The sequence below is a fragment of the Pseudomonas rhizozeae genome (assembly GCF_031583775.1).
In the GTDB taxonomy this organism is placed as follows: domain Bacteria; phylum Pseudomonadota; class Gammaproteobacteria; order Pseudomonadales; family Pseudomonadaceae; genus Aquipseudomonas.
Window position 1 is genome coordinate 21064 of the sequence record NZ_JAVLSB010000033.1, and the last position, 17792, is coordinate 38855.

The following is a 17792-nucleotide window of genomic DNA, read 5'->3' on the forward strand; positions in this document are numbered from 1 at the left end:
GGAGCAAGCTCCCGCGCGGCGACATCCTACCAGTCACCGCCCGAAGGCGGTCAACCGGTCGACCAACAACGAGTTACTTGTGGTCTTTGACTTCTTCGAACTCGGCATCGACAACATCGTCAGCCTTCTCAGCCGATTCGCCTTGCGGTGCAGCGCCTTCAGCAGGCTGAGCCTGTTCGGCATACATCTTCTGCGCCACTGGAGCGGAGACTTTCGACAGCTCTTCGATCTTGGCTTCGATGGCAGCCTTGTCGTCGCCTTTGACAGCGGTTTCCAGCGCGACAACAGCGGCTTCGATCGCAGTTTTCTCTTCAGCCGAGACTTTGTCGCCCGCATCCGAGATCATTTTGCGAGTCGAGTGCACCAGCGCGTCACCCTGGTTGCGGGCGCCGGCCAGCTCTTCGAACTTGCGGTCTTCGTCGGCGTTGGTTTCAGCATCGCGAATCATCTGCTGAATCTCTTCCTCGGACAGACCGGAGTTGGCCTTGATCACGATCGACTGAGTCTTGCCGGTGGCCTTGTCTTTGGCGCCTACGTGCAGGATGCCGTTGGCATCGATGTCGAAGGTCACTTCAATTTGCGGTACACCGCGTGGTGCTGGTGGAATCTCGGCCAGGTCGAACTTGCCCAGAGACTTGTTCTGACCGGCTTGCTTACGCTCACCTTGCAGCACGTGAATGGTCACGGCGCCCTGGTTGTCGTCGGCTGTCGAGAACACTTGCGATTTCTTGGTAGGAATCGTGGTGTTTTTCTCGATCAGCGCGGTCATCACGCCGCCCATGGTTTCGATACCCAGGGTCAGCGGGCTGACGTCGAGCAGCAGAACGTCTTTCACGTCACCGGCCAACACCGCACCCTGGATGGCAGCACCCATGGCAACCGCTTCATCCGGGTTGACGTCTTTACGGGCTTCTTTACCGAAGAAGTCGGTTACCGCTTTCTGAACCATTGGCATGCGGGTCTGACCGCCCACCAGGATCACGTCGTTGATGGCGCTGACGTCGATACCGGAGTCTTTCAGAGCGATGCGGCAAGGTTCGATGGTGCGTTGAACCAGGTCTTCCACCAGCGCTTCGAGCTTGGCGCGGGAGATTTTCACGTTCAAGTGCTTAGGACCGGTGGCGTCTGCAGTGATGTACGGCAGGTTCACGTCGGTCTGCAGGCTCGAGGACAACTCGATCTTGGCTTTTTCAGCGGCTTCTTTCAGGCGCTGCATGGCCAGCGGGTCACCCTTGAGGTTCATGCCGCTTTCTTTCTTGAACTCGTCGACGAGGTAGTCGATCAAGCGGATGTCGAAGTCTTCGCCGCCGAGGAAGGTGTCACCGTTGGTGGCCAACACTTCGAACTGGTGCTCGCCGTCGACTTCTGCGATTTCGATCACGGAAACGTCGAAGGTACCGCCACCCAGGTCATAAACGATCACGGTGTGATCGCCCTTGGCCTTGTCCATGCCGTAGGCCAGAGCAGCCGCGGTAGGCTCGTTGATGATGCGCTTGACGTCCAGACCGGCGATACGGCCGGCGTCCTTGGTGGCCTGGCGCTGGCTGTCGTTGAAGTAGGCAGGCACGGTGATGACGGCTTCGGTAACAGTTTCACCGAGGTAGTCTTCAGCGGTCTTCTTCATCTTCTTCAAGATTTCAGCCGAGATTTGTGGCGGCGACATTTTCTGGCCGTTCACTTCAACCCAGGCGTCATTGTTGTCAGCCTTGACGATCTTGTAAGGGACCATCTGGATGTCTTTCTGAACCACTTCTTCTTCGAAGCGACGGCCGATCAGACGCTTCACCGCGTACAGGGTGTTGTGCGGATTGGTCACGGCCTGACGCTTGGCGGACTGGCCGACGAGGATTTCACCATCGTTGGCATAAGCGATGATCGACGGCGTGGTACGCGCGCCTTCAGCGTTCTCGATAACTTTGGCTTTGCCGTTTTCCAGCACGGAGACGCAGGAGTTGGTAGTCCCCAGGTCGATACCGATAATCTTGCCCATGTTCACTCTCCCGAAACTTTGGATTTGGATGCCTCAGCAGTGGTGGCTAACTGAGGTAGCACTTAAACGCTTGACTTCTAAATGGGGGCCTTGCGGCCGATTTCAAGCCTGCTCGTCAATCGAAGGCGAAACCGGCGCAGGCGCCTTGCTGACTACCACCATCGCCGGACGCAGCAAGCGACCGTTGAGCTGATAGCCCTTCTGGAACACCTTCAGCACGCTGTTGGGTTCCAGGTCGGCACTTTCCTGCATGGCCATGGCCTGGTGCAGTACGGCATTGAAGGGTTCGCCCTCAGGATCGATCGCTTCCAGCTGATAACGCTTGAGGGTGTCCTGGAACATCTTCAAGGTCAGTTCGATGCCCTCACGCATGGGGCGAATGCTTTCGTCGTCAGGGTTGGACAACTCCAGGCCACGCTCCAGGCTGTCGATGATCGGCAGCAGGTCGCCGGCGAACTTCTCCAGGGCAAATTTGTGTGCTTTCTCGACGTCCTGCTCGGCACGGCGGCGGACGTTCTGCAGATCGGCGGCAACACGCAAAGCCTGATCCTGCGCGCCTGCCAGTTGCTCTTCGAGCACTTGTACTCGAGCCGTCAGGTCTTCACCCGAAGCCTCGGGGGCCTGATTGGCGTCTAGGTTTTGCGTATCAACGGTCTGTTCGTCAGCCATGGAATTCTCCTTTCAATATCGTCTGCGAGCCCGACTCGCGCTTCTGCCCCGGTATATGGGGCCGCAATTTTCAGGTTCAAGGGCTCGAATGGGATTAACCCTACAAAGGCAACTGACTTGCCCTGCCGCGTTGCACTAAGAAATCGGTTTATCCAAGCAAATCGAGCTAAAGGAGGGCATTGTCAGGGCGAAACAAAACACTGTATAAATAACCAGACCTAAAGCCTGGGAGCGGCCTACATGTTGGTGCACCTGTCCGTACACAACTACGCCATCGTTGAACATCTGGATCTTGAACTCGATCGCGGGATGAGCGTGATCACGGGCGAAACTGGCGCCGGCAAGTCGATCATGCTCGACGCCCTGGGCCTGACGCTCGGTGATCGCGCCGACAGCGGCGTGGTTCGCCCCGGTGCGGACAAGGCCGATATCCTCGCGACGTTCGACCTGGTCGACATCCCTGAAGCAAGCACTTGGTTGGCTGAGCGCGACCTGAATAACGACGGACCGTGCATCCTGCGCCGGGTGATCACCGCCGAAGGCCGCTCCCGTGGCTATATCAACGGCACCCCCTGCCCGCTGGGGGATCTGAAAGCCCTCGGCGAATTGCTGATCGATATCCACAGCCAGCATGAGCACCAGTCACTGCTGAAAACCGATACGCACCGTCGCCTGCTCGATGAATACGCTGGCGCCACTGATCTCGCGCGCCAGGTTCACCTGGCAGCCCAGCGCTGGCGCCAGACCCGCCAGGAACTGGAACGGCTGTCCAACTCAGGTGATGAGCAGCGCGCCCGTCATCAGTTGCTCAGCTATCAATTGGAAGAACTGGAAAACCTCGGCCTTGGGGAAAATGAACTGGAGCAACTGGAGCAGGAACACAAAAACCTGACCAATGCGGAGACCTTGCTGGGCATCTGCCGACAGGTGGTCGAGCAATGCAGCGAAAATGATTCCGGCAACGTGCTCAACGCACTGACGGCCAGTCTTAATCGTCTGTCTAGCGTCAACAGCGGCGCCGGCGCACTCTGCGAAGCCACCGACTTGCTGACCAGTGCTCAGATCCAGGTAGAAGAAGCAGTAGGCGAGTTGAATCGCTTCCTGGATAACTTCGACGCCGATCCGGCGCGCCTGCAATACCTGGAGGAACGCCTCGACGCCATTTATACCTTGGCGCGCAAACACCGCATCCAGCCAACCGAAGTGGCGCAGATGCAGCAAAAACTGCTGGATGAAATCGAAACCCTGAACGCCAACGATGAATCCATCGAGCGCTTGGCGGAAGAATTGGCATCCTTCGCCCGCCACTATCAAGAGAAAGCCAAGGAACTGAGCGATTTGCGCCACGAGGCTTCCGGCAGCCTGGCCGCTGCGGTCGAACAGGAAATCCAGCGCCTGGGCATGCCTGGCGGGCGTTTCACCATCGAATTGCGCCCCAACATCAGCGATGAACTGTTGCCGAACGGTCTGGAACAAGTGGAGTTGCTGGTCAGCGCCAACCCTGGACAGCCGTTGAAGGCACTGGCGAAAGTGGCGTCCGGCGGCGAGTTGTCTCGTATCAGCCTGGCGATCCAGGTCATCACCGCGCAAACGTCCCGCGTGCCAACTCTGGTGTTCGACGAAGTGGACGTGGGGATTGGCGGGCCGACGGCCGAGATCGTCGGTCAGTTGCTACGCCGGCTCGGTGACCGCGGCCAGGTGCTGACGGTCACCCACTTGCCGCAAGTGGCGGCGCAAGGGCACCAGCATCTATTTGTGCATAAAGTGCGAGGTGAGGAAGCCACCCATACCGCAGTGTCGAAACTGAGTAAAAACGAGCGGGTCGAGGAAGTCGCACGGATGCTCGGCGGGATCGACCTCACAAAAGAGTCGTTGGCCCATGCGAAGAAGATGGTGGTCGCGGCAAAAGTGTAAATTCGTTTTTCCAGTATTCAGCGAATTTCTCTACCACAGACAGCACGAAGGCGACCCTTGGGTCGCCTTCGATCGTTTCACGGACTTAAAGCCCGCGCGACATGCTTACTTTTTATGACGCACGTACAGCACGAGGTTGTGATCCACCATCTCGAAACCGTACTTCTCGACGATTGCCTTCTGCAGACGCTCGATTTCTTCGTCGAAGAACTCGATCACTTCGCTGGTTTCGACGTTGACCATATGGTCGTGATGCTTGCCGTCGTCCAGTTCGAAGACCGCGTGGCCTCCATCGAAGTTGTGTCGCACCACAAGGCCAGCTGCCTCGAACTGGGTCAGAACACGGTAAACCGTGGCCAGACCGACGTCCTCGCCAGCCTCCATCAGCGCCTTGTAGACATCCTCGGCACTCATGTGGCGTTGCTCGGCAGAGTCGAGCATTTGCAGGATTTTGACCCGTGGCAGGGTCACTTTAAGGCCGGCTTTGCGTAGTTCGCTATTTTCAACCATGGTCAGCTTTCTCGCGATGCTGCTTCGCAGCTTCTCTTAATGCGGGTATGATCGGCGTTTACGTTGTCCCAGCCAAGATAGTGGAAGTCGCCCACCGATGCAAAACACCAAGCTCTTGCTAACCAGTTTCACCTTTGTGGGACTGCTCGCACTCGCCGGTTGTTCATTCCCCGGGGTTTACAAAATCGACATCCAACAGGGCAATGTCGTCACGCAGGACATGATAGACCAGTTACGCCCCGGAATGACCCGTCCGCAAGTACGGTTTATCATGGGCAACCCCCTGCTGACCGACACATTCCACTCCGACCGGTGGGATTATCTGTACAGCCTGCAGCCTGGCGGTGGCGAACGTCAGCAGGAACGCATCAGTTTGATCTTCAATCCGAATGATCAACTGGTCAGCCTGTCCGGCGACTTCATGCCCGGCGTGAGCCGCGATGACGCGATTCTCGGCAAGGACGGCGGCACCAACGTGACCGCCCCTGCAGAAAATGTCGAGAAAGCCGAACCGGAAGAGCCGGCAAAACCAGGTTCTTTGCTGGATCAAATCCAGAAAGACGTGGACGGCGTTGAAACCGTTCCAGTGCCGACGCCAGAACCGCTCGACACCTCGCCGCAATAATTGCGACGCATAAAAAACCCCGGCAGGTCCGGGTTTTTTATCGTCTGCGATTTGCCTTAATGATTTCGCGCTCTCGCTTTGGCGGCCTTCGCGGCCCGCAGGCGCCGGACTTCCTTGGGATCGGCCAGCAGCGGGCGATAGATCTCCAGGCGGTCACCGCTGTGCACCACGGCACGCTCTGGATCAGCAATCAGTTTTGCGAAGTTGCCGACCGCACAAGTCGCCAGGTCAAGTTCAGGAAACTCCGCGCCGATGGTCGATTGGCGCAGTGCCTCGCGCACGGTCGTCCCCTCCGGCACGCTGGCCGTCAGCAACACCTGCCGATCAACAGCGGCATACACCACTTCAATCTCAATCACCGCCTCAGCCCTGCATCTGCTTGGCGCGCTGGCAAAAGGCATCGACCAGGGTATTGGCCGCCTGATTGAACAGCGGCCCCAAGGTGGCGCGGACAATCGGCCCGGCGTAATCGAAGGACAGGTCCAGGCTGATCTTGCAGGCCTTTTCGCCCAGCGCCTTGAAGACCCACACGCCATGCAACTGGTTGAACGGTCCCTCCTCCAGGTTCATCTCGATCGATTGCCCTGGCACCAAGGTGTTGCGGGTCACGAAATGCTGGCTCAGACCGCCCTTGGCCACGCCGACACTGGCGCGCATATGGGTGTCGGAGCTTTCCAGCACTTCGGACGAGGAGCACCAAGGCAGGAATTCCGGGTAACGGGCCACGTCATTGACCAGGTCATACAGCGCTTGCGCCGGATAAGGCAGCAGGGCCGAGCGTTGAATGTGAGTCGTCATGTCAGCGTCATTTCCACAGCTGGGCGGCAAACACTACAAGAATGCCGATGGGCGCCACATAGCGCATCAAGAACAGGCTCAGGGCGAACAATGCCGGGTTGCGGATCGACAATTCGTCACGCACCGCTTCACGCCCCATCACCCATCCTGCAAACACCACGAAACACAAACCACCAAGTGGCAACATGATCCGCGAGGTGAAGAAATCGATCACTCCAAAGAAGTCCAGACCACTTGCCGCACCCCATTGGTAGAGATGGAAGACCCCGCCTTCGTTCACGAAAAACTTCGCTTCCTTCCAGATATTGAAGGAAAACACCGTACCCAAACCGACGAACCAGCAGATGAAAGCGAGCCAGAAGGTGACCCAGGCGCGGCTGATTTTAGACCGTTCCACCAGATAGGCCACCATCGGCTCGAGCAGGGAAATCGCCGAACTCCAGGCTGCAATGGCGACGAGGACGAAAAAGATCACCCCCATCAATTGGCCAAACGCGACGTTGCCAAATGCGAACGGCAGGCTGACGAACATCAGGCCCGGGCCTTCGCTCGGGTTCAGGCCAGCGGCAAACACAATCGGAAACAACGCCAGCCCCGCCACCAGGGACACGAAGGTATCCAGCAGCGCGACGCCGACTACCGTACCGGAAATCGATGTATTTTTCGGCATGTAAGCGCCGTAGGTCATGATTGAGCCAACGCCGACGCTCAGGGAAAAGAAGGCGTGCCCCATCGCCGGCAACAGGCCTTCCATGACTTTTTCCGGGTGGAAGTCGAACATGAAATGCACGCCTTCCATGAAATGCCCGGTGGTCATGCTGTAACCCAGCAGGACTATGACCATCACGAACAGCAACGGCATCATGATCCGCAGGCTGCGCTCCAGACCGGCGACCACGCCCTTGGCGATCACCACGGCCGAGAGCAGCATGAAAACCGTGTGCCACAGTGTGAGGCGCCACGGATCGGCAATCACATCACCGAAGTAGGCGCCAACCTGGTCAGCCGTCACGCCCTGGAAGTCGCCACGCCCCATGTCGATGATGTAATCCAGCGACCAGCCGCCGACCACACTGTAAAAAGACAGGATCAGCAACGCGGTGATCATCCCGGCGAACGCGCCCCACGACCACTTGCCCGAATGCCCGGCCTCATGCGCCAGCACCTTGAGGGCATTCGCCGGGCTTTGCCGGGCGCGGCGGCCGATCAGGGTTTCGGCGAGCATCACCGGTACGCCGATCAGTGCGATGCAGGCCAGGAACACCAGCACAAACGCTCCGCCGCCGTAGACGCCGACCATGTAAGGGAATTTCCATATACTGCCCAAGCCCACGGCCGAGCCTGTTGCGGCCAGAATGAAGACCCAGCGGCTAGCCCAACTGCCGTGGACAGAAACCTTGTCTGTCGACATCGTTATCACGCCCAAGCGTTGAAAAAAGAGGCCGCATTGTCCGGGATTCAATCAACCTGCTCAAGCAGGTAGCGATACCGTAGCCGACACGCGTGCAACTCCCTATAATGCCGCCCCTATGGCTAAACAGAAGAAACACCCAACAGGGACCATCGCGCAAAATAAAAAGGCGCGACACGATTACTTCATCGAACATCGGTTCGAGGCTGGTCTGGTCCTGGCCGGCTGGGAAGTAAAAAGTTTGCGGGCAAGCAAGCTGCAACTGGTCGACAGCTACGTGCTGCTCAAGGATGGCGAAGCCTGGCTGCTGGGCAGTCACATCACGCCGTTGATGACCGCCAGCACCCACGTCATCGCCGACCCGGTGCGCACCCGCAAATTGCTGCTCAACCGCCGCGAGCTGGAAAAACTCGCCGCCGCCGTGCAGCAAAAGGGTTATGCCTGCGTGTGCCTGTCGTGGTACTGGAGCAAGCACATGGTCAAGTGCGAGATCGCGCTGGGCAAGGGCAAGAAGGAATACGACAAGCGCGATACCGAACGCGAACGCGACGCCGGTCGCGAGTTGCAGCGCGCGGTGCGTAACAAGGGCAAGGAAGACTAGGTCTTGCTGCTGTTGTTCCAGACCGCTTTCGCGAGCGGGCTCGCATCCACAGGAAACTGCAACAGGTCCTGTGGTCCCAAGCCTGCTCGCGAATGCAATGGCCCGACCCACCTCGCCCCCACTGACTACATCCCCTTGCGCCGCTCGGCCCGCGCCATGCGCTGCACTTCCTGACGCACCTCTTCCAGCACTTCCTGCACGTACAAAATATGTCGGCTGGACACTTCCCGCGCCTGCTCCGCTCGCCCTTCGATGATCGCCAGGTACAAATCCCGATGCTGATTGATCAGCATGTCGCGGGTTTCGGTGCGCTGTTTATACATGCCGCCAATGTTGGTCACGACATTGCGCTTGAGCAGATCGAATAAACCGCGAATGGTGTGCAGCAGCACCGCGTTATGGCTGGCCTCGGCAATGGCCAGGTGAAACGCCGCGTCCGCCGTGCCCTCCTCCGCCCGGCTCACTTCCTCATGACGGGTATAGCAATCCTGCAGGGTTTCAAACGCCGCGGTCAGCCTTTCGCGATCCACATCCGTGGCGCGCAACGCCGCGTAATAGGCGCAGGACGCCTCTAGCGTGTGGCGGAACTCCAGCAAATCCCGTTGCGCCTCCGGGTTGCTTTCCAGCAAGTGCAGCAGCGGATCGCTGAAGGTCGAGCCCAGGGAGTCGACCACATAATTACCGCCACCCTGACGGCTGACCAGCAAACCTTTGGCCGCCAGTTTTTGAATCGCTTCGCGCAATGACGGACGCGACACGCCGAACTGCTCGGCCAGCGCACGCTCGGCCGGCAGCCGCTCGCCGGACTTCAGCGTGCCCTCCAGAATCATGCCCTCCAGCCGCTCGACAATATCGTCGGACAAACGGCGCGAGCGAATCTGATCAAACCCCATAACTCATTTCTCCACCATCCCGACCGTTCGCCGGGCTCTCTATTCTGGCTGATTGCCGTCAGGTCGGCACCTACCAGCCGGCAACCGAAAGCCCAGATCAGGCACCCGCCCTGCTGCGCATGCGACGAAAGTTTGAGGGCGGCAAATTGACACACCGCCCCTAAGGCTTTTACCCTAGCCGACAGCGCTTGTAAATTGGTATTACCAATTAACCAAACGTACCAGCAATGCCTGACCAACAACAATTAGGGGCCACCCCATATGCAAACCTGGCAACAGCTCTACAGCCCGCTCGGCAGCCTCGGCTTGTCCGCGCTCGCGGCCGTGATTCCTATCGTATTTTTCTTCCTGGCCCTGGCGGTGTTCCGCCTCAAAGGGCACGTGGCGGGCAGCATCACCCTGGCCCTGGCGATCGCCGTGGCCATTTTTGCGTTCCAGATGCCGGTCGACATGGCCTTCGCAGCAGCGGGTTACGGCTTCGCTTATGGCTTGTGGCCGATCGCCTGGATCATCGTTGCGGCGGTGTTCCTCTACAAACTCACGGTCAAGAGCGGCCAGTTCGAAGTGATTCGAAGCTCGGTGCTGTCGATCACTGACGACCAACGCCTGCAAGTGCTGCTGATCGGCTTCTGCTTCGGCGCGTTCCTCGAAGGTGCCGCCGGTTTCGGCGCACCTGTGGCGATCACCGCGGCGCTGCTGGTTGGCCTCGGCTTCAATCCGCTGTACGCCGCAGGCCTGTGCCTGATCGCCAACACCGCGCCGGTTGCCTTCGGCGCCTTGGGCATTCCGATTATCGTTGCCGGCCAAGTAACAGGTATCGACGCCTTCAAAATCGGCGCCATGACTGGCCGGCAACTGCCGCTGCTGTCGCTGTTCGTGCCGTTCTGGCTGGTGTTCATGATGGACGGCCTGCGCGGCGTGCGCGAAACCTGGCCGGCCGCACTGGTGGCGGGCCTGAGCTTTGCCATCACCCAGTATTTCACCTCGAACTTCATTGGCCCGGAATTGCCGGACATCACCTCGGCCCTGGCCAGCCTGATTTCCTTGACGCTGTTCCTGAAAGTCTGGCAGCCGAAACGCACTGCCGGCGCGCAAATCGCCGGGGCCACCTCGGCCTCGGTGGTCGCCGCCAGCGTCGGCGGTTTCGGCCAGAAGCGCACCAGCGTGGTTTCGCCCTACAGCCTGGGGGAAATTATCAAGGCCTGGTCGCCGTTCCTGATCCTCACCGTGCTGGTGACCATCTGGACGCTGAAGCCCTTCAAGGCAATGTTTGCCGCAGGCGGTTCGATGTACGGCTTCGTGTTTAACTTCGCGATCCCGCACCTCGACCAATTGGTGATCAAGGTCGCACCGATCGTGACCAACCCGACGGCCATTCCGGCGGTATTCAAGCTCGATCCGATCTCGGCCACCGGCACGGCGATTTTCTTCTCGGCATTGATCTCGATGCTGGTGCTGAAGATCAACTGCAAAACCGGTCTGACCACTTTGAAAGAGACCTTCTACGAACTGCGCTGGCCGATCTTGTCTATCGGTATGGTGCTGGCGTTTGCCTTCGTCACCAACTACTCCGGCATGTCGTCGACCATGGCTCTGGTGCTTGCCGGTACGGGCGCGGCGTTCCCGTTCTTCTCGCCGTTCCTCGGCTGGCTTGGCGTGTTCCTGACCGGTTCGGACACTTCGTCCAACGCACTGTTCAGCTCGCTGCAAGCGACCACCGCACACCAGATCGGCGTCAACGACACCCTGCTGGTGGCGGCGAACACCAGCGGCGGCGTGACCGGCAAGATGATCTCGCCGCAGTCGATCGCCGTGGCCTGTGCCGCGACCGGCCTGGTGGGCAAGGAGTCGGACCTGTTCCGCTTCACCCTCAAGCACAGCCTGTTCTTTGCCACCATTGTCGGCCTGATTACCTTGGCCCAGGCGTATTGGTTCACCGGCATGCTGGTGCATTAAGGACTACGCGCTAAAACGAAAAAACCGACGCCGGATCACGATTCCGGCGTCAGCTATTCACACCCCGGTCCGTAAGGCTGCTGAAAGATTCTCTCTTTATAGTCAGCGGCCTCAGCGGACGGATAACCGGGACCACCCGGAGACGCCTGATGAGCGAGCTTTTTTACAACGCTGTGCCGAACGCGACCCGCGTCGCCCCGCCACTGCCCACCCCACGGCAGTACCCCAGTGAAAAACCGCAGCAGGTGTATCTGTTCGGAACCTGCGTGGTGGACTTGTTCTACCCCGAAGCCGGCATGGACGCGATTCATCTGCTGGAGCGCGAAGGCATTCGGGTCGAGTATCCGCAAGGGCAAAGCTGCTGCGGCCAACCGGCCTACACCTCCGGCTACACCGACCAGGCTCGCATCGTCGCGCGTTCGCAACTGGCGCTGTTTGCCGAGGATTACCCGGTGGTGGTGCCGTCCGGTTCGTGCGCTGGCATGTTGCGCGAGCACTACGCCGACCTGTTCAAGGATGAGCCGGAGACCTTGCAACAAGTCCGAGCCCTTGCGGCGCGGACGTATGAGTTGGCCGAGTTCCTGCTGTTTGTCTGCAAGGTGCAACTGCAGGACAGCGGCGAACCGGTGAAAGTGGCGCTGCATACCTCGTGCTCGGCGCGGCGCGAAATGAACACTCACCTGCACGGTCGCGAGCTGTTGGCGCAACTGGGCAACGTGGAACGAGTGGACCATCGCCATGAAAGTGAATGCTGTGGCTTCGGTGGGACTTTCAGCGTCCGTATGCCAGACATTTCCGGGGCGATGGTGGCCGACAAGACCCGCGCGCTGAAGGAATCCGGCGCGCACCAGGTGCTGAGTGCCGACTGCGGTTGCCTGATGAACATCAACGGCGCGCTGGAAAAACAACGGGAAGCGTTGCGTGGTCAGCATCTGGCCAGTTTTCTCTGGCAGCGTACCGGAGGTGCCCGATGAGTACCGCCGAGCTGATTCCTACAGTCGCCGTGGAACAGGACTTCCGCGCCCGGGCGCATGGGGCGCTGGATGACAAGCAACTGCGAAATAACTTTCGCACGGCGATGGATTCGCTGATGGTCAAACGGGCAGCGTCCTTCAGCGATGCCCACGAACGAGAACACTTACGCGTGCTCGGCAATGCCGTCCGCGCCCGTGCGTTATCCAAGTTGCCCGACCTGCTCGAGCAGCTTGAACAGAACCTGACCCGCAACGGTGTGACAGTGCACTGGGCGGAAACGGTGGACGAAGCCAATGGCATCGTCCTCTCGATCATCCGCGCTCACGAGGGGCGGCAAGTGATCAAGGGCAAATCGATGGTCAGCGAAGAAATGGAGATGAACCATGTCCTCGCTGAACAGGGCATTGAATGCCTGGAATCGGACATGGGCGAGTACATCGTCCAGCTCGACCACGAAAAGCCTTCACACATTATTATGCCGGCGATCCACAAGAATGCCGGTCAGGTCGCGTCCTTGTTCCACGACAAACTTGGCGTGGAATACACCAAGGACGTTGACCAACTTATTCAGATCGGTCGCAAAGTCTTGCGACAGAAATTCTTTGAAGCGGACATCGGCGTTTCCGGCGTCAACTTCGCCGTGGCCGAAACCGGTACCCTGTTGCTGGTGGAAAACGAAGGCAACGGCCGCATGACCACCACCGTGCCACCGGTGCACATCGCGGTGACTGGCATCGAGAAAGTGGTCGAAAACCTGCGCGACGTGGTGCCCCTGTTGTCATTGCTGACGCGCTCGGCCCTCGGCCAGCCGATCACTACTTACGTCAATATGATCTCCGGCCCGCGCAAGGCCGATGAACTCGATGGCCCCCGAGAAGTGCACTTGGTGTTGCTGGACAACGGTCGCAGCCAGGCCTTCGCCGACAGCGAATTGCGTCAGACGTTGAACTGCATCCGCTGCGGCGCTTGTATGAATCATTGCCCGGTGTACACCCGAATCGGCGGCCACACCTATGGGGAGGTTTACCCGGGACCTATCGGAAAAATCATCACGCCACACATGGTCGGCCTGGCGAAAGTCCCCGACCATCCGAGCGCCTCGTCTCTGTGCGGGGCGTGCGGAGAAGTGTGCCCGGTGAAGATCCCGATCCCCGCGTTGCTGCGGCGGTTGCGCGAAGAAAACGTCAAGGCACCGGACAGTCCGAACCCGGTGATGCGCGGCCAGGGCAGCAAATATTCGCGCAAGGAACGCTTTATCTGGCACGCCTGGGCGCGGCTGAATGCTTCGCCGACGCTGTATCGGTTATTCGGCTTCTTCGCCACCCGCCTGCGCGCACTGACGCCGAATAATGTAGGGCCATGGACGCAGAACCACAGCGCGCCGAAACCCGCCGCCCGCTCACTGCACGACATGGCCCGCGAGCACTTGGCCAAACAGGGAGAACGTCGATGAGCGCCAAACAAAATATCCTCGGCAAATTGCGCAACAGTCTGACCGGCACCACACCAGTGCCTGACACCTTCGACGTCGAACTGGTGACCGCGCCCTACACCTACTCGGCCGAACAACGCATCCCGCAACTGCGCAAATTGATGGAGGCGGTACACACGGAAATCCACCTGACCTCTGGCGCAGACTGGCCGACGCTGTTGGCGCAACTGTTGAAGGATCGGCAGTTGCCCAGCCTGTTGATCGCCCCGACCACCGCCCATGGCCGACAAATCTCACAACATTGGGCGAATCATCCGGGGCTGCCGACACTCAAAGCCTACGACCGTCCGATAGAAGAATGGAAAGCCGAGCTGTTCGATGACACGCCCGCGAGCCTGACCGGTACCCTCGGCGCCATCGCCGCCACCGGTAGCCTGATCCTCTGGCCAACCCGTGAAGAACCGCGAATGATGAGCCTGGCGCCACCGGTGCATTTCGCCCTGCTCAAGGCCAGCGAAATCCGCGACAACTTCTATCAGGTGCAGCAGGAATTCGCCTGGGCCCAAGGTATGCCGACCAACGCGTTGCTGGTGTCCGGGCCGTCGAAAACCGCCGACATCGAACAAGTGCTGGCTTACGGCGCCCACGGTCCGAAAGATTTGGTGGTGCTGATTCTGGAGGACCAATGACCTTACCGGCCGCTTTCCTGCGCGATGCGCAGCAACTGATTCCCCAGGCCCGGCGCTTCGACGATCCGCTGTCGACCCTGGCGTTCGGCACCGACGCAAGCTTCTACCGGTTGATCCCGAAACTGGTGATTCGCGTCGAATCCGAAGACGAAGTGGTCGCCCTGCTCAAACTGGCCCAGCGCGACCAAGTGCCGGTGACCTTCCGCGCGGCCGGCACCAGCCTGTCCGGCCAGGCCATCAGCGACTCGGTGCTGATCGTGCTGGGCGATAACTGGAACGCGCGGGAAATCCGTGGCCAAGGAATGCAGATTCGCTTGCAGCCTGGGGTGATCGGCGCGCAAGCCAACGCCTGGCTGGCGCCTTTCGGACGCAAGATCGGCCCAGACCCGGCCTCGATCAATGCCTGCAAAATCGGCGGTATCGTTGCCAACAACGCCAGCGGCATGTGCTGCGGCACAGCGCAAAACACCTACCACACGCTCGCCGGGATTCGCCTGGTGCTGGCCGATGGCAGCCGCCTCGACACCGAAGACCCGGCCAGTGTCGCTGCTTTTAAAAACAGCCACGGGGAATTGCTCGAACGTCTGGCGACCCTGGGCCGCGAGACCCGCGCCAATGCCGAACTCGCCGCCAGAATCCGCCACAAATATCGTCTGAAAAATACCACCGGCCTGTCACTCAATGCGCTGGTGGATTTCGACGAGCCTGTGGATATCTTGAGCCATTTGCTGGTGGGCTCTGAAGGGACCTTGGGCTTTATCAGCGCGGTGACTTACGACACGGTGATTGACCACCCGAACAAGGCCTCAGCGCTGATCGTGTTCCCCGACGTGGAAACCTGCTGCAACGCGGTGACGGTGCTCAAGAAACAACCGGTGTCCGCCGTGGAACTGCTCGACCGTCGCAGTTTGCGCTCGGTGCAGAACAAGCCGGGCATGCCGGATTTCGTACAGCATCTGTCGAATAATGCCTGCGCGCTGCTCATCGAATCCCGCGCCGCGAGCTCGACGTTATTGCGGGAACAACTGGCGCAGATCATGACGTCCCTCGCGGCGTTCCCGGTCGAGAAGCAAGTCGACTTTACCGAAGACCCCCTGGAAAACGCCCGACTGTGGGCGATCCGCAAAGACACCTTCCCCGCTGTCGGCGCGGTGCGCCAGACCGGCACCACGGTGATCATCGAAGACGTGACTTTCCCGGTGGAACAACTGGCGATCGGCGTGAATCGCTTGATCGAACTATTCGACAAACATCACTACGACGAAGCGATCCTTTTCGGACACGCGCTGGAAGGTAATCTGCACTTCGTCTTCACCCAAGGCTTCAACAACCCGGAAGAAATCGCACGCTACCAGGCGTTCATGGACGACGTCGCGCAACTGGTAGCCGTCGAGTTCGGCGGTTCGCTGAAGGCCGAGCACGGCACCGGCCGCAACATGGCGCCTTTTGTCGAGCTGGAATGGGGCAGCGATGCCTATCAATTGATGTGGCAACTCAAACGCCTGCTCGACCCGAACGGCATCCTCAACCCGGACGTGGTGCTCAGCGACGATCCGCAGATCCACCTCAAGCACCTCAAGCCCTTGCCGGCCGCCGACGAGATTGTGGATAAGTGCATCGAGTGCGGGTTTTGCGAGCCGGTGTGTCCGTCGAAAGGCCTGACCTTGAGCCCGCGCCAGCGCATTGTGATCTGGCGTGATATTCAGGCAAAGAAACGTGCCGGCATCGACACCACCGAACTGGAAGCCGCCTACGAATACCAAGGCATCGACACCTGCGCCGCCACCGGGTTATGCGCCCAGCGTTGTCCTGTAGGCATCAACACCGGCGACCTGGTGAAAAAGCTCCGTGCCCGCACCGCCACGCGTACGAAAACTGCCAACTGGCTGGAAGGCAATTTCGCCACCGCGTTGCAAGGTGCGCGCTTCACCCTGCATGTGGCGAATGGCGCCCGCATGCTTTTGGGCGCGCCACGCCTGGCCAAGTTATCCGCGACCCTGACCAGGCTGTCAAAAGGCCAAGTCCCACAATGGACAAACGCCATGCCGCAACCGGAAAAAGCCATTCGCTTCAGCCCGGTGGTGGCGGACGAACGCCCTCGGGTGGTGTACCTGGCGGCGTGCGTGTCGCGGGTCATGGGCCCGGCGGCCGGTGATAAAGAGCAGATGTCGCTGTACGACAAAACCCGTGGCTTGCTGGAAAAAGCCGGTTACCAAGTGGTTTTCCCGGACAATCAGGACAGCCTCTGCTGTGGCCAGCCGTTTGCGTCCAAGGGTTACGCCGAGCAAGCCGAGCACAAGCGCCAGCAGTTGATCGGCGCCCTGCTCCACGCCAGCCGCGGCGGTCTCGATCCGATCTACTGCGACACCAGCCCCTGCACCTTGCGCCTGGTACAAGACCTCGGCGAAACGCGCCTCGACCTCTACGACCCGGTACGTTTTATCCGCACGCACCTGATGGACCGCCTGGATTTCACGCCACAGGAAGCACCGATCGCGGTGCACGTCACCTGCAGCACCCAGCATTTGGGCGAGAGCCAGGCACTGATCGACCTGGCGCGCAAATGCAGTCGCAACGTGGTGATCCCAGAAGGCATCCACTGCTGTGGTTTTGCCGGCGACAAAGGCTTCACCACGCCAGAACTGAACGCGCATTCGCTGCGCAGTTTGAAAGATGCGGTGCAGCACTGCGACGAAGGTATCTCCACCAGTCGCACCTGTGAAATCGGGCTGACACAACACGGCGGGATTGATTACCACGGCCTAGTGTACTTGGTGGATCGAGTGACACACGTCCGGCCGGCCTGATCTGTTTTCACCACCAAAAAGGGGCAATTGCGCCCCTTTTTAGTGCTTTTCCGTCCAAAAGACAGGTTTTTCATACCTTTTTGAGAAAAAAGCGAATTCCTGCGAGCTGTCGCAGTCATCTGTGTAAGCCCGGTTGACCAGGCTTATCACTGACTCGACGTGCCGGCCCATCCAGTGCCCAGCACCGAGACCAAACGTTCAAGGAGATACCCATGAAACGTACCGCACTCGCAGGTCTGTTCATTTCCGTTGCAATGTTGGCCTCGCCGGTTTTTGCCGCCGATAACGACCTGTGCACCATCAAGCTCCAAGAGCTCAAGGACAAGGTCACGTCGCTGCCGGCCACCTCCGAAAACACCACGATGGAAATCAAGCGCATGCAGGGCGAAGCCGAATCGGCTAAAGCTGCCAACGACGATAAAAAATGCGTCACCGAAGCGACCCAGGCGCTCAACCGCCTCGACAAGCTGAGCAATCAGCCTAAGCCGTAATCACGGCCGGCCAACCTTCGGGTTGGCCTTC

Annotated in this window: 16 protein-coding genes; 9 read left to right on the plus strand and 7 right to left on the minus strand. The window is 59.5% G+C overall.

Annotated elements, in window-relative coordinates; all coding sequences use genetic code 11:
- Nucleotides 1–73 precede the first annotated feature (73 nt).
- Both dnaK and grpE read right to left on the minus strand, forming a co-directional pair.
- Nucleotides 74–1990 (minus strand): molecular chaperone DnaK, encoded by a 1917-nt coding sequence (gene dnaK, locus RG836_RS10540; protein WP_310845252.1) that lies wholly within the window; start codon nt 1988–1990, stop codon nt 74–76.
- A gap of 102 nt (nt 1991–2092) precedes the next feature.
- Nucleotides 2093–2659 carry a nucleotide exchange factor GrpE gene (gene grpE, locus RG836_RS10545; RefSeq protein WP_310845253.1) on the minus strand — a complete coding sequence of 189 codons (567 nt, stop codon included), beginning with the start codon at nt 2657–2659 and terminating at the stop codon, nt 2093–2095.
- Between the two features lie 240 nt (nt 2660–2899).
- Here grpE and recN point away from each other — a divergent pair, with 240 nt between their 5' ends.
- Complete coding sequence (recN, locus tag RG836_RS10550; RefSeq protein ID WP_310845254.1) at nt 2900–4573, plus strand: DNA repair protein RecN; 1674 nt, start codon at nt 2900–2902, stop codon at nt 4571–4573.
- Nucleotides 4574–4678: 105 nt separating this feature from the next.
- Here recN and fur read toward each other — a convergent pair whose 3' ends face one another.
- Complete coding sequence (fur, locus tag RG836_RS10555) at nt 4679–5083, minus strand: ferric iron uptake transcriptional regulator (RefSeq protein WP_310845255.1); 405 nt, start codon at nt 5081–5083, stop codon at nt 4679–4681.
- 97 nt (nt 5084–5180) lie between these two features.
- Here fur and RG836_RS10560 point away from each other — a divergent pair, with 97 nt between their 5' ends.
- Nucleotides 5181–5708, plus strand: a complete 528-nt coding sequence (locus RG836_RS10560) for an outer membrane protein assembly factor BamE (protein WP_310845256.1) — start codon at nt 5181–5183, stop codon at nt 5706–5708.
- Between the two features lie 56 nt (nt 5709–5764).
- Here the strand turns inward: RG836_RS10560 and RG836_RS10565 are convergent, their stop codons facing one another.
- Genes RG836_RS10565 through RG836_RS10575 form a run of 3 tightly spaced genes read right to left on the minus strand, consistent with a single transcriptional unit; the run spans nt 5765 to nt 7917 of the window.
- The gene (locus tag RG836_RS10565; protein WP_310845257.1) at nt 5765–6109 is read right to left on the minus strand and encodes an RnfH family protein; all 345 of its coding nucleotides are present in this window, start codon (nt 6107–6109) and stop codon (nt 5765–5767) included.
- Complete coding sequence (locus RG836_RS10570; RefSeq protein ID WP_310845258.1) at nt 6072–6506, minus strand: type II toxin-antitoxin system RatA family toxin; 435 nt, start codon at nt 6504–6506, stop codon at nt 6072–6074. Before RG836_RS10570 ends, RG836_RS10565 begins: the two co-directional genes overlap by 38 nt.
- A gap of 7 nt (nt 6507–6513) precedes the next feature.
- Nucleotides 6514–7917, minus strand: a complete 1404-nt coding sequence (locus tag RG836_RS10575) for a sodium-dependent transporter (protein ID WP_310845260.1) — start codon at nt 7915–7917, stop codon at nt 6514–6516.
- 118 nt (nt 7918–8035) lie between these two features.
- On the opposite strand from RG836_RS10575, the gene smpB reads away from it, so the two are divergent.
- A complete protein-coding gene (smpB, locus tag RG836_RS10580) occupies nt 8036–8518 on the plus strand; it encodes an SsrA-binding protein SmpB (protein WP_095169483.1) in 483 nt (160 codons plus the stop codon).
- 125 nt (nt 8519–8643) lie between these two features.
- Here smpB and RG836_RS10585 read toward each other — a convergent pair whose 3' ends face one another.
- Nucleotides 8644–9411 carry a GntR family transcriptional regulator gene (locus RG836_RS10585; RefSeq protein ID WP_310845261.1) on the minus strand — a complete coding sequence of 256 codons (768 nt, stop codon included), beginning with the start codon at nt 9409–9411 and terminating at the stop codon, nt 8644–8646.
- A 261-nt stretch (nt 9412–9672) separates the two neighbouring features.
- Here RG836_RS10585 and RG836_RS10590 point away from each other — a divergent pair, with 261 nt between their 5' ends.
- The 6 genes from RG836_RS10590 to RG836_RS10615 all read left to right on the plus strand — a co-directional run bounded on the left by RG836_RS10590 (nt 9673) and on the right by RG836_RS10615 (nt 17761).
- On the plus strand, nt 9673–11367 hold the full coding sequence (locus tag RG836_RS10590; RefSeq protein ID WP_310845262.1) for a lactate permease LctP family transporter: 1695 nt from the start codon (nt 9673–9675) through the stop codon (nt 11365–11367).
- Nucleotides 11368–11516: 149 nt separating this feature from the next.
- Nucleotides 11517–12341, plus strand: a complete 825-nt coding sequence (locus RG836_RS10595; RefSeq protein WP_310845264.1) for a (Fe-S)-binding protein — start codon at nt 11517–11519, stop codon at nt 12339–12341.
- Nucleotides 12338–13795 carry a LutB/LldF family L-lactate oxidation iron-sulfur protein gene (locus RG836_RS10600; RefSeq protein ID WP_310845265.1) on the plus strand — a complete coding sequence of 486 codons (1458 nt, stop codon included), beginning with the start codon at nt 12338–12340 and terminating at the stop codon, nt 13793–13795. The genes RG836_RS10595 and RG836_RS10600 overlap by 4 nt, the downstream gene beginning before the upstream one ends.
- On the plus strand, nt 13792–14463 hold the full coding sequence (locus RG836_RS10605) for a LutC/YkgG family protein (protein WP_310845266.1): 672 nt from the start codon (nt 13792–13794) through the stop codon (nt 14461–14463). Before RG836_RS10600 ends, RG836_RS10605 begins: the two co-directional genes overlap by 4 nt.
- A complete protein-coding gene (locus RG836_RS10610) occupies nt 14460–17270 on the plus strand; it encodes an FAD-binding and (Fe-S)-binding domain-containing protein (protein ID WP_310845267.1) in 2811 nt (936 codons plus the stop codon). The genes RG836_RS10605 and RG836_RS10610 overlap by 4 nt, the downstream gene beginning before the upstream one ends.
- 212 nt (nt 17271–17482) lie before the next feature.
- The gene (locus RG836_RS10615) at nt 17483–17761 is read left to right on the plus strand and encodes a hypothetical protein (protein ID WP_310845268.1); all 279 of its coding nucleotides are present in this window, start codon (nt 17483–17485) and stop codon (nt 17759–17761) included.
- Nucleotides 17762–17792 lie beyond the last annotated feature (31 nt).